Source organism: Pseudomonas sp. KH_040, from assembly GCF_057839305.1.
Map to the genome: position 1 here is coordinate 2,759,276 of NZ_CM174487.1, position 11,712 is coordinate 2,770,987.

At 58.8% G+C, this 11,712-nt stretch carries 16 protein-coding genes; 7 read left to right on the forward strand and 9 right to left on the reverse strand.

Going from position 1 to position 11,712, the window contains the following annotated elements; genetic code table 11:
- Positions 1-27: 27 nt before the first annotated feature.
- The 4 genes from AC3IUF_RS12490 to pdxR form a co-directional block, all read right to left on the reverse strand.
- Entirely contained in the window at positions 28-741 is a 714-nt protein-coding gene (locus tag AC3IUF_RS12490; protein WP_007913924.1) for a hypothetical protein, read from the reverse strand.
- A gap of 217 nt (positions 742-958) precedes the next feature.
- On the reverse strand, positions 959-1,363 hold the full coding sequence (locus tag AC3IUF_RS12495; protein WP_489281137.1) for a cupin domain-containing protein: 405 nt from the start codon (positions 1,361-1,363) through the stop codon (positions 959-961).
- Positions 1,364-1,586: 223 nt separating this feature from the next.
- Complete coding sequence (locus AC3IUF_RS12500; RefSeq protein ID WP_007913929.1) at positions 1,587-1,880, reverse strand: putative quinol monooxygenase; 294 nt, start codon at positions 1,878-1,880, stop codon at positions 1,587-1,589.
- Between the two features lie 123 nt (positions 1,881-2,003).
- Entirely contained in the window at positions 2,004-3,437 is a 1,434-nt protein-coding gene (gene pdxR / locus AC3IUF_RS12505; protein ID WP_489281138.1) for a MocR-like pyridoxine biosynthesis transcription factor PdxR, read from the reverse strand.
- 349 nt (positions 3,438-3,786) lie between these two features.
- On the opposite strand from pdxR, the gene AC3IUF_RS12510 reads away from it, so the two are divergent.
- Complete coding sequence (locus AC3IUF_RS12510; RefSeq protein WP_489281139.1) at positions 3,787-4,227, forward strand: carboxymuconolactone decarboxylase family protein; 441 nt, start codon at positions 3,787-3,789, stop codon at positions 4,225-4,227.
- Positions 4,228-4,376: 149 nt separating this feature from the next.
- On the opposite strand, the gene AC3IUF_RS12515 is transcribed toward AC3IUF_RS12510, so the two are convergent.
- Positions 4,377-4,691 (reverse strand): hypothetical protein, encoded by a 315-nt coding sequence (locus tag AC3IUF_RS12515; RefSeq protein WP_110721245.1) that lies wholly within the window; start codon positions 4,689-4,691, stop codon positions 4,377-4,379.
- Between the two features lie 207 nt (positions 4,692-4,898).
- Between AC3IUF_RS12515 and AC3IUF_RS12520 the strand changes: the two genes are divergently transcribed.
- The 3 genes from AC3IUF_RS12520 to AC3IUF_RS12530 are packed head-to-tail and all read left to right on the forward strand — an operon-like array spanning position 4,899 to position 7,082.
- Positions 4,899-5,564, forward strand: a complete 666-nt coding sequence (locus tag AC3IUF_RS12520) for a secretin and TonB N-terminal domain-containing protein (protein ID WP_489281631.1) — start codon at positions 4,899-4,901, stop codon at positions 5,562-5,564.
- Positions 5,561-6,112, forward strand: coding sequence for an RNA polymerase sigma factor (locus tag AC3IUF_RS12525; protein ID WP_007913935.1), 552 nt, complete (start codon positions 5,561-5,563; stop codon positions 6,110-6,112). Before AC3IUF_RS12520 ends, AC3IUF_RS12525 begins: the two co-directional genes overlap by 4 nt.
- Before the next feature lie 31 nt (positions 6,113-6,143).
- The gene (locus AC3IUF_RS12530; RefSeq protein ID WP_414893979.1) at positions 6,144-7,082 is read left to right on the forward strand and encodes a FecR family protein; all 939 of its coding nucleotides are present in this window, start codon (positions 6,144-6,146) and stop codon (positions 7,080-7,082) included.
- Between the two features lie 602 nt (positions 7,083-7,684).
- On the opposite strand, the gene AC3IUF_RS12535 is transcribed toward AC3IUF_RS12530, so the two are convergent.
- Positions 7,685-8,368, reverse strand: a complete 684-nt coding sequence (locus AC3IUF_RS12535; RefSeq protein ID WP_489281140.1) for a hypothetical protein — start codon at positions 8,366-8,368, stop codon at positions 7,685-7,687.
- A gap of 93 nt (positions 8,369-8,461) precedes the next feature.
- On the opposite strand from AC3IUF_RS12535, the gene AC3IUF_RS12540 reads away from it, so the two are divergent.
- Complete coding sequence (locus AC3IUF_RS12540; protein WP_489281141.1) at positions 8,462-9,133, forward strand: Crp/Fnr family transcriptional regulator; 672 nt, start codon at positions 8,462-8,464, stop codon at positions 9,131-9,133.
- Positions 9,134-9,142: 9 nt separating this feature from the next.
- Here AC3IUF_RS12540 and AC3IUF_RS12545 read toward each other — a convergent pair whose 3' ends face one another.
- Together AC3IUF_RS12545 and AC3IUF_RS12550 are read right to left on the reverse strand one after the other, a co-directional pair.
- On the reverse strand, positions 9,143-9,751 hold the full coding sequence (locus AC3IUF_RS12545; protein WP_489281142.1) for a type II secretion system protein GspJ: 609 nt from the start codon (positions 9,749-9,751) through the stop codon (positions 9,143-9,145).
- Entirely contained in the window at positions 9,748-10,194 is a 447-nt protein-coding gene (locus tag AC3IUF_RS12550) for a GspH/FimT family pseudopilin (protein WP_489281143.1), read from the reverse strand. Before AC3IUF_RS12550 ends, AC3IUF_RS12545 begins: the two co-directional genes overlap by 4 nt.
- A 314-nt stretch (positions 10,195-10,508) precedes the next feature.
- Between AC3IUF_RS12550 and AC3IUF_RS12555 the strand changes: the two genes are divergently transcribed.
- Positions 10,509-10,823, forward strand: a complete 315-nt coding sequence (locus tag AC3IUF_RS12555; RefSeq protein ID WP_007913942.1) for a hypothetical protein — start codon at positions 10,509-10,511, stop codon at positions 10,821-10,823.
- Between the two features lie 220 nt (positions 10,824-11,043).
- On the opposite strand, the gene AC3IUF_RS12560 is transcribed toward AC3IUF_RS12555, so the two are convergent.
- Entirely contained in the window at positions 11,044-11,148 is a 105-nt protein-coding gene (locus AC3IUF_RS12560; protein ID WP_185057845.1) for a prepilin-type N-terminal cleavage/methylation domain-containing protein, read from the reverse strand.
- Between the two features lie 120 nt (positions 11,149-11,268).
- Here AC3IUF_RS12560 and AC3IUF_RS12565 point away from each other — a divergent pair, with 120 nt between their 5' ends.
- Positions 11,269-11,700 (forward strand): type II secretion system protein N, encoded by a 432-nt coding sequence (locus tag AC3IUF_RS12565; protein ID WP_489281144.1) that lies wholly within the window; start codon positions 11,269-11,271, stop codon positions 11,698-11,700.
- Positions 11,701-11,712 lie beyond the last annotated feature (12 nt).

Consider the following 11,712-nt stretch of genomic DNA (forward strand, 5'->3'; position numbering starts at 1 on the left):
AGCCTGTTCGCGAAAGAACTCTTACATTCAATACAACTTTTTATCTTGTTCACTATCGAGCATCGACACTTTATCCGCCGGCCGCGCGACCAAATTGTTGAGCGACTGGTCAAACTTCTGCAACGCCCGAACTTGCACATCCTGCTGCTGATTAATATCGGCAACTATCTCTTCCGACCGCTTGAAGTCCGCCCACACCGGCGTCAGTTCTCGCGCCTCTGAACCTTTCGCCGTACCGATGTAGTTCAACTGCGCATCATAAAAGTCGGCACTGACATCAGCTTTGATGTCGGAACTGCGCGAGGTAATCAACTGGCTGTGGGTGTCGACGATTGCCACCACATCCGGTCTGGCTGCGCGCAGGCTCTGCATGTCCGGATACACCGTCACTGAGCCAAACTGACGTTGCAGGGATGCATTGACCCAGTCCACCGCCATGTCCGGTTTCGAGCTGGCGACGTAGGCGTCATGGATCGGCTGCACCAGCAGGCTCTGGCCGAAACCGGTGCCGGCGTTGGCCTGATAGTCGCGCAGGTATTCGCGATTGGTCTGGGTGCTTGGGCTGTAGATGACGCCGAGCGCGACGCCGGGACCGCTTTTCACCTGAGTGGCGCTGCTGCGGCCGGTGGGATGGGGGAGCAGGGTGTCCAGTGAGGAAACGGCTTGAGGCGCGGTGGGTACCGAACAGGCTGACAGCGTTAAAACCGATATCGCCAGTACACTGGTGAACGCAAGTTTCATGGTGTTTCTCCCGTGAAACAACATCAGTCGGAAAGTTTTAAGGGGCGTTGGTGACGACCGTTAATTCAGACTAAACCCGTCAACCTGACAATTTGCTGAGTTAAAACGTGTTAGATAGTTTCATTTGCTGTAACCCGGCGCGGTTAATTGCGCCGGGAAATAAAAAGGCGCGAAACGATGATTTGCGCCCGTTTAGTTATGGCTGGTTAAACAGCCATCAGTTTTTCAGCGGGATCAGCACTTGCTCATCCGGGGCCAGCACCATGAACACCAGCAACTTGGCGGGTTTGGATTTGCTGGCATTTTTCGACACCAGATGTTCGGAACCGGCCGGTTCGTACCAGAACTGACCCTTCTTGTAGGTGATTGCCTGTTCGCCTTTTACCTGGGAAATCACCTCGCCTTCGAGCACGTAGGCCATGGCGGTGCCGTCGTGTTTATGGGCGATGGAGGATTGGCCGGGTTTGTAGTCGACTTCGATCATCATGGCTTTTTTGCCGGGGGCGTTTTTCAGCATATGGTCTTGCAGGACGGTGACTTTTTCAGATGGGTCGTGGGCGAAGGCGGCAGAGGCGCAGAGGCTCAGGGCGAGGGCGGCGGCGAAGAAGGGTAGGGCTTTCATGGCGGGTTACCTGTGATGGCTGGGGGTGCAATCACAGTAGTCCGCAGGGTGGGGCATTCAAACGGCCAATATTCGGGAAGATCAGGTGACCAATTGGAGGTTATTCAGCGTGTTTGAGTACGCCATCGCTGGCAAGCCAGCTCCCACAGGGTTCAGCGTCGTTCGATAATTTAATGAACGACACAAAACTTGTGGGAGTTGGCTTGCCAGCGATGTCGTCAGATCAGACGATAGGGAAGCTGTTGAAATCCACACTATTGGCCAGTCGACTATCGATCAAGTCAATAAACCCCTGCGCTTCGGGCCGGTTGAAATGCGCTTGCATCGCCGCTTCCGACTGCCAGCGCGCACTAACCGTCCAGCGGTGGCTGTCCTCGGGGCAGCGGTCGACCAGGTAGGAATCGCAGCCTGGCGTTTCGCGCAGGGTTTCGACGATCCTCTGCAGTTGCCTGCCCAGTTCATCCGAGCGGCCGGCGGCAGCTTGCACCTGGACCGTATTGATCACTTCGTTGGACATTGCTCACACTCCTGAATCAGGCCGGACGAATCCTGCTCATTGAGGGATAACGCCTGTGCAGGATAGGCCTGCACCCCCGGAACACCAATAACCAATCGACGGTTAAATCTTTAGGCCAATCGCTCAGGCGACCTGCTGGAGGATGTCGCGCAGGCGATCCAGCGCAATGTCGATGTCGAGGGTTTCGATGGCACCGAAGCCGAAGTACAGGCCGTTCTTCGCCGGTTGTTGATGATAAAAACCATTGATCGAGTACAGCCCGACTTCAACTTTTTTCGCCAATTCGATCACCAGCGGCAGGTCGATCGGCACCTTGCAGAACACTGCCATATGGAACCCGGCGCTGGCCGGCACCGCCTCCAGCCATGGCGCCAGATCGGTGGCCATGCGCGCGAGAATCCGCTCGCGGCGCTGCGCATAAATCGCATGACAACGGCGGATATGCTTGAGCAGGCAACCCTCGGCGATGAACTTGGCCAGCGCCCATTGCGGCAGGGTCGAGGCGTGCAGATCGGTGAGCTGCTTGGCGCGGATCACTGCTTCGATGATCGCTGGGGGCAGGATCCCGTAACCCAGACGCAGCTCGGGTAACAGGGTTTTCGAGAAGGTGCCGACGTAGGCGACGATGCCGCGCTGGTCGAGATTGAACAGCGAATCGGTGGGCCGCCCCTCGTAGCGGAACTCACTGTCATAGTCGTCCTCGATGATGATCGCGCCCAGCTCATGGGCGCGAGCCAGCAAGGCTTCACGGCGCGCCTGACTCATCGGCATGCCCAACGGAAACTGGTGCGACGGCGTGACATAGATGAGGCGCGTGCCATCGGGAATGTGCTCGACCTGAATGCCCTCGGCGTCCACCGGCACGCCGACCACCTCGGCGCCATGGGTACCGAACAGCAGGCGCGCTGGCGGATAACCGGGATCTTCCATCGCCACCAGACTGCCGGGGCTGATCAGCACACGGGTGATCAGGTCCAGCGCCTGTTGCGCGCCGTTGCATACGACGATGTCTTCGTCCTGACAGTTGATCCCGCGGGAAAACGCGATGTGCCGGGCAATCGCATTGCGCAGCGCCGGCAGGCCTTCGGCGACACTGTAGAAACCCTTGGACTGACTCATCTGGCGCATCGCATGGGCGACGCAGCGGCGCCAGTCATCCTGCGGGAACTGGCCCTTGCTGGTCGCGCCACCGATGAAGTCATAACGCAGCGAGCCTTCCAGCGTCGGGTGACGGAGAAACACCGGCAGATTGCGCCAGCTCTCGATCACCTCGGCACTGGCCAGTTCGCTGTGGCTTTGCTTGCGCTGGATCTGCGCCGGGCGTGCGTTGACGTAGGTGCCTTTGCCGATCACCCCGGTGAGGAAGTTTTCGTAGGTCAGTTGTGCGTAGGTGTCGGAAATGGTCTTGCGTGAGATGCCCAGTTGCTCGGCGAGCAGACGGCTGGGCGGCAACTGCGTGCCAGCGGCCAAGCGCCCGGATTCAATGGCGCCGCGCAGTTGCTGATACAACTGACCGGCAAGATCCTTGCGGCCGTTGATCACGACGTGAAGTTCCATACCGACGAGGCTCCCGAGACTATTTGGCGTGCCCGCCAGATTACCGCTGTTGCGGGACCGGCAATAGTTGCCTACCCGAAAAACCCGAAATTGGCCCCAATCCCTGTAGGAGCTGCCGAAGGCTGCGATCTTTGATCGTTCCCACGCTCTGCGTGGTAACGCATCCCGTGACGCTCTGCGTCACAGTGGACGCGGAGCGTCCATGGCTGCATTCCCACGCGGAGCGTGGGAACGATCAGCGCGTAAAGGCAGGGGGCAGTGGTGTAGCGGTTTTCCGTGCAATTGGGGCTGTAATGCATGGCTGTCGGCGGTTACGGTGAAGTCATTATTCCGTCCACCGAGAACCGCCATGTCCCCGCGCCTGGATTACTACAACGCTTCGCCCAAGGCGATGAAAGCGATGATTGCCATGGAGGCGCTGACTGCCAACCTCAGTATCGAACAGCCGTTGCTGCAACTGATCCGGATCCGTGCCTCGCAGCTCAACGGCTGCGCCTTCTGCACCGACATGCACTCGGTGGATGCACGACGGGCCGGGGAGAGTGATCGGCGTTTGTATGCGATTGCGGTGTGGCGCGACAGCAACTTCTTCAACCCGCGTGAGCGTGCGGCGCTGGCCTGGGCGGAGGCGGTGACGTTGTTGGCGGAGAGCCGTGTGCCTGATGAGGTTTATGAGCAGGCCCGTGAGCAATTCAGCGAAGGGGAGTTGGTCGACCTGACCATGGCCGTCACCACCATCAACAGCTGGAATCGCCTCGCAGTAAGCTTCCGCCAAACCCCAAGCGACTAGCACCGCATGATCGTTCCCATCCGGGGCATGGGCACAATCAGTGTAGGAGCTGCCGAAGGCTGCGATCTTTTGATCTTGTTTTTTAAAGGCAAAGTCAAAAGATCGCAGCCTTCGGCAGCTCCTACATGGGTGTCATTGGTTCGTCGATGTCATTGCGGTGGGCGTTGTGGTTTTACTGATGTGCCAAAGGTATTGCCCATCCGCGTACTGGTCGCCGCCGGTGTCGCGAGGCCAACCTGATTCGGTGGCCGTTTGTTCACCGGCACATTCAGCGCCTCCTGATTCTTCTCCGCCGCCGCAGCGCCTTCCGGGTTGTTGCCCATCTGCTGGCTCAAACAGTCGTAATTCGGCGCCTTGTAACCGCCGACCGTCACCTCGACACAGCCCAACGGCTGCTCGGCATAAGCGCTCGACAGCGCCATCAGCAACAGCCCGCCAAGGCTCAATCGCCACAGTCTATTCATGCTCGCCTCCTGGCCGGCCCGACGGGGCCGCGCTTTGGCTTGAGTCTAGTGCAAGCCGTGCGCAATTCCCGTGATGGTTTTTTTGCACCGCCCGTCACACCAGATTCATAAACAGCCCTCAGGATGACGATTTCCAAGGATTCGTCAGCCGTGCAGCGAGGCAATTCCACGGACGGTTTTCAGCGTTCAACGAGGCTTGTGCGCCGGATGTGTCTGGGGTGGCTGCTTGGCTGTGCGGCGGGCCACGCCATGGCCGACGCGGTGCCGGCGGACTTGCGCATGACGCTGCACATTCCGGCACAGGATCTGGCACACGCGCTGGATCAGTACAGCCTCGCCACGGGCGTTGCGGTGCTGGTCGACAGCCAGTTGAGTCGCGGCCGTCGCTCGCTGGCGGTGGACGGTGAATACACCGCCGCCGATGCCCTGCGTCGATTGCTCGGCGGCAGTGGTTTGATGGCGCGTTATGCGCGGGACGACGCATTTACTTTGCAAGTGGCGCAGGTCGAAGACGTGCCGGCGCCGGCACAAAAACTGACGCCGGAAAGCGTCGCCATCAATCGCAGTTACGCCACGGCGGTGCAAGCGGCGATCGAGCGCAATCTGTGCCGCTCGCCACTGACCCGTCCGGGCAGTTATCGCGCGGTGTTGCAGGTCTGGGTTGGCCGCGACGGCGTGGTGCAGCACAACCGGTTGGTCACTTCGACCGGAGATGTACGGCGCGACAACGCGCTGGTGGAAAGCTTTCGCAACCTCAAAATCGACCGGCCGACGCCCAGCGCCTTGCGTCAGCCGGTCACGTTGCTGTTGTTACCGGAGTCGTCAGGGAAACGCATGGAATGCACCAAATGGGAAGGAGTTTCCGGGGGATGAAAGACACCGGACAAGGTTCGATGGTCCAACTGTTCCTGACGTCCTACGAGGACTTTCGGGTGCGCCTGCGCAGGCGTCTCGGTTCGGAAGATCTGGCCAACGACGTGCTGCACGAAACTTACCTGCGGGTCGATCGAATGGAGACGCCGCCGAACGTCCTGCGGCCCAATGCCTACCTCTATCGCATGGCCCTGAACATTGCCGCCGACCGCCGCCAGGCCGACGCGCGCCTGCTCACCGGCGAGGAAGTCGAAGAGCTGCTGCAAATCGGCGACGAAGCGCTGGACCCGGCGCGGGTGGTCGGTGGGCAAAAGGAAATCCAGTCGCTGCTCAGTGCGTTGTACGAGCTGCCCGCACGGCGCCGGAAGATCTTCATCGCGGCGCGCCTGGAAGAGGCGCCGCATCTGGAAATCTCGCAGCGTTTCGGCATTTCCACGCGCATGGTCGAGAAGGAAATCAAAGCCGCGTTGGGCTTCTGCGCGGCGAAACTGGAAAGAAAAGTGTTTCAGCGGTTCGGTCGCGGGGCCGGAAAACCGTCTTCTGAATAGTGCCCGATCAATTCGTTGAGAATCTGCGCGTTTGAACATCTTTCGACTGACATCTGCCGAGCCATCGGCGGCCGACAATCTGCACAGCGAAGCTCGCGACTGGCTGGTCCTGTTGACTTCCGGCCGCGCCACCGTGGGCGACGCCCGGGCCTTGCGCGAATGGTGCGCGCAGAGTGCCGAGCATGCCCGCGCGTTTGAAGAGGCCAAGCGGTTGTGGCAGCAACTGCAACCGGCCGTGGAGCAGATGCAGGCGCCACGCGGGTTTGGTCGACGTGCTTTTCTCGGTGGGGCGATTGCTGCGTCGGCGGCGTTTTTGCTGGTGCGCGGGACGATTCCCGGTGGTTTTGAAGGGCTGGGCGCTGACTACATTACTGAAGTTGGCCAGCAGCGGCGTTTTGAACCTGTGCAGGGTGTGAGCCTGGAGCTGAATACTCAGACGCGGATCAATCAGCGTGCAGTGTCTGAGGGTGTGCAGGGGTTTGAGCTGGTCAGTGGTGAGGTTGAAGTGCAGACCGTGCGGTTGCCGTTGGCGATGCAGGCTGGGGGAGGGTGGTTGCGCGCGAGTCAGGGGCGTTTCAACTTGCGTAACACTGATCAGCAAGTTTGCGTGACTTGCCTTGATGGTGCGGTTGACGTGGATGTTGAAGGTCGTAGTTTGCGTCTTGAACCGGGGCAGCAGGTGACCTATGACGCGCGGCAGGTTGGCAGTGTGCAGAGTGTCGACACGGCGGCGGTGATGAATTGGCGTCAGCAAGTGTTGGTGTTTAACGGCGCTACGCTGAGCCAGATGATTGATGAGATCAATCGCTATCGGCCGGGGATGTTGTTGTTGCTCAACCGTGAGCTTGGGCAGCGGCGGGTGCAGGCGCGCTTTAGCCTTGACCAACTTGCTGGCGTTGCATTGCTGATTCGGGATGCCTATGGCGTCAAATGCACTGAGCTGCCGGGTGGCGTCGTTGTTTTGAGCTAGTGGGTTTGATTGGGTACATATCCGTTGCTGCGGTAACGGCGGCTTAGGGTTCCGCCCTTACGGCGGGTCACCTTTTCCAAACGCCGAAAAGGTAACCCAAAAGGCTTGCTCCTGCGTGCGGCCCGCTCGCTAAAGCTCGGGGTTCCTTCGCTGCGGGATCCATCCGGGCGCATCGCCTACGGTTTGCTTCGCTGCACCTCCTCTCGATGCATTTGGCTGCGCCAAACGGTCGCTGCGCTCCCACCCCCGGATGAATCCCTCCACTCAGCCTTCCGACGTCGCCCGTGGATCAAGATCAAGAACTGCAGCCGAGCTAACGCTCATCCTGTTGAGTGGGGCGGCTTTGCCGCTTGGGTTGTACGCACATTAAAACTGTGGGAGCGAGCCTGCTCGCGAAGGCGGCCGGCCAGCCGACCAATCCCCAACTGACCTCACCCAATCCCACTGTAGGAGCTGCCGAAGGCTGCGATCTTTTGATCTTGGCTCTTTTTGGCGGATGACCGAGTACATATCCATTCCTGTGGTCAAGGCTCGTCTAGTTGTTAACCGGAGTTCGGCGAAGCCGTTCAATTCATGCAAGGCAAGACGCCGTACGCGTACCTCTACAGTGATTGTTTGATGCTCATTCGCTCACTTCTATTCAAAAGCCACGACATCAGCAGCCCTGGAATCAGAAAGCCTAACGAGACCAACACTCCGTGGAGCATATGTGCCATCGGCTCCTCAAGGGTGGCAACAAACTTCATGGGTGAAGCGATTGGCGATAGCTGTAAAAACAAGACCACCAGCACCACACAAGGCCAAATCAAATTCACACCGCGTCGCGCGCTGAGCCGCCATGCATAAGCCGCCAGCACCGCTGAGAAAACACCTTCGAGCATCCAGGAGACAGTCCCCAGCTTGCCCCAAAGGCCATAACCGTAATGCTCGATCGAATGGGGATACAGGGCCAAATCGCTGTTGTGCATCGGCCAATCAGCGATGAAGTGAGAGAAGGCCGCCAACGCTGCCACGATGGCTACGGGTCGATGCTTGATGAAAAAAAGTCCCCAAATCGCTGACCAGAACACCGCAGCCAGCAATGAGTGATCCCAATCAATAAAGGTCAGATCAAAGAACAAGTACGGCCCGCTGTTCAAATTTGCGGTGACGGTATTGAAGCCAAGCATGATGAAAATCCCATCGAGCAGATCCAGAAAGCCGACGCCCATCATGATCGGTATCGCGGGGATCTTGGGATAGCGGGCCTTGATTGCCAGGCCGATGGCGAAGTGACCTACGTACATTCTGCGTTCCTGATCCAGACAGGCCTGTCCTCTACAGGCCAGAGGCGTCTGATACTATCCGAGCCCTCAAACCAAGATTGTCGGGTTTTGGCAATGTCCGAATTGTCTGCTGAAGTTATAGCCCCATCCTTTTCCCTGCCCCCAGAAGTAGACGCGATTTTGCTTGAGACCTCGCGGATAAGGACATTGGTAAAAGCAGAGGAACTGTTCCCTCAAGGCTCTAAACCACTGGGCATGTTTCGTGTGATTCAAGGCACCTTGCGCGTCGATAGCCTGGGCGCGAGTGGACACCAACTCTTTCTTACGCAATTGGTCGCTGGAGACTGGTTCGGCGAAGTACCACTTCTCGATGGCTTACCGAGGAAGTACGACGTTGCAGCCGTCTCGCAAGCGCGTATTGCAGTGCTGCCTGCCAGCGCATTCTGGCAAATCATTGAACGCCGCCCCGATGTTCTGCTCGCCATTACGCGTCTGGTCTGTGGCAGATATCGAATGGCGCTCGATTGGGCGGGGAACACGATCCGCAATCCTCTGCCGGTCAGGTTGGCCAACCGACTCGTTTCCTTGATCAAACCTCCAGGTCTCGAAGAAGCGCCATGCCTGAAGGTCAACCAGGAAAATATCGCCCAACAACTGGGGGTTTCTCGTCAGAGCGTCAACCGCCAGCTGAAAATCTGGGAAGCCGAAGGCCTGTTAGCTGTTCGATACGGCGCCGTTACCCTTCTCGATCTGCACAAACTCAGAGAGGCAGCACGAGAGCATTAGCCTGTCCATTCAGTTCAGTGGCCCGATCACTTGTCGGTATTTTTCCGGGCCTTGTGGCGTCTGACGGGTCAAGCGGATCTCCAGTCCGGCCGGATCTTCACGACGATTGCCACTCAGTTGCCGCCAGCCTTTATCGATTTCCCAAACGCGTACTTGCACATCACTGACATCACTCAAAACAGCCACCCCATTCCCAGGCGCCGGCAACGGATACCGACTCCGCGCCTCAGCCACCGCCCGATACAGCGTGTCACCCTTGACCCACCAGCGCACCCGCTGCAAAGCCCCCGGCTGATCCGCCGCCGTGCGAATGATGTCCAGACGAAAACCCTTACTGTCGCTACTGCGCACAGTCAGAGCGGGCGGGGCGCTCGGCGGCTCATCATCCACGCCAACCTTCTTCGGCTCGGTCAACTCAATCCCCGCCCGCATCTCCACATCCCGCTGCAACTGATTCAGCGCCCGCAACAAACCGTCACTCTGCTCACTGCTCGCCTGCAAATGACTGTCCGCCCGCGTCACACTGTCCAACCCCCGCCAGGCAATCAAACTCACCACCGCCATCAACAAAATCGCGACCATCACCTCAATCAGCGTAAAACCCTGCTGGCGCTTCATTGCAGGCTGATCCTTCCACTGCCATCACGCAGCACACTCAAGCGATTCAACCCATCCGACAACGTCAATTGCAGCGGCGGATTAATCCACTCAGCGTTCAGCACAACCTTCTGTTTCGGCTCCACCCGCACCTCGATCTTCGGACTATGCCAGGCACGCGGCCGCAACTGCGGATCCTGCGCGAAATGATCAAACCCCTTGCCACTGTCACTGCGCCGACTAAAGCGAAACCCCTTGGCATCACTCACCCACACAATCGGCCGGCCATCGGCGCGGGCCTCGGTCTGCGCCACCTGCAGCAACTGCGCCACACGCTCGGCATCCTTGCGCAGCAACTGCAACGGATCGGGCTTGATACTCAGGCTGATCGCCGCACTGGCGATGCCGATGATCACCAGCACCACCATCAACTCGATCAGCGTAAAACCCTCTTGCCTGTTCATCGCGCGCGCGCTCCTTTGCGTCCTGCGCCATCGTGCACGGCCAACATGTAAGGCGTGTGAAATAAAACGGAGAGAATTGCCGCGTAGGCTGACAGCAGGGATAAAAAGGAGATTCAACCCATGACTTTCACCGCACGCGTTTCCCCACCCAAATGGTCCAGACTCTCGCACTGCTCGCGGCGCTGACCGACCCTGAGTGATGACGACCGCTCGTCGAAAAAGGATCGCTACCTGTCAGATCTGACAGGTGTGCACTTACGTTTTTCAGCGTTGAATTACTCCGTTCCATTTATCTCACTATCGGAGTTTTCACCATGTCGACATCCCAATCCAATGCAATCGTACCCACTATCGTTTCGGTCAAAGGAGCCAGCGGCGTAGAAATCGCAAATGGCGGCACAACCATCGAGACCAGCGTGACACTTGCCGGTACAGCGGAACCAGCGCAGAAAGTTGAAGTGTTTGATGGGGCGTTTGCCAAAGGTGCAGCCGCTGTTGATCCAACGGGGAAATGGGCCCTTTCCTTGACTGGATTGAGCGTAGGTTTGCACAGCATTACAGCCAAGGCGTTATACGGTGCTGGAGACGCGTCCCTGCCGCGGACCTTCACTGTGGTTCTAAACAAGTAGGCTAAAAAATGGCTCCTGGCCCAGTCCTTTTCTAAATATGAGGGCCAGGCTCAGGAGCTTTATGGGCTGCTCAGCAGGGTATCGAGTGTGGCCAACGGTAGCGCCCCTGACTACGGTCAAACACCTCCACGCCAACCTTGAGCAACCGCCCATTCCCCGCCGCGCCAATGACCTGTTCAAAGCGCAACAACCGCATAACTCGGCCATCCGGACTCCGCAATCAGGGCCATTCAACGCTCATTACTCCGTGCCCTAAACCGGCCCCGGCGATGATCACCAGCACCACCATCAACTTGATCAGCGTAAAACCCTCTTGCCTGTTCATCGCGCGCGCGCTCCTTTGCGTCCTGCGCCATCGTGCACGGCCAACCTGTAAGGCGTGTGAAATAAAACGGAGAGAATTGCCGCGTAGGCTGACAGCAGGGATAAAAAGGAGATTCAACCCATGACCTTCACCGCACGCTTTTCCCCACCCCAAATGGTCCAGGCCCTCGGGCTGCTCGCCGCGCTGGTCGGCGTGGCGACGTGGTCGTCGCTGCTGCTGACCTCCGCCGAATCACACACCCCGGCAGCGGCCCCGCAGTTGCTGGCGGCGCGCAGTGATAGCCCGGCGTTGCAGTGGTTTTCCAATCAAACGGCGCCGATGGATATCAAGGTGAGCGGGGTGATGGCGGGGAGTCGGGGGGCGGTGGCGATACTGAGTTTGAATGACGGGCCGCCGAGGAGTTTTTTGCAGGGGGAGAAGGTGGGGCCTGGGGTGAAGTTGGTGGCGGTGGAGGGGGATGGGGTGGTGATTGAGCAGGGTGGGGAGAGGGTGCGGTTGGGGGTGGAGAGGTTGGCGGAGGGTGTGGTGTTGCCGAGACTCACGAGGCCCTGATTTAATTGGGTG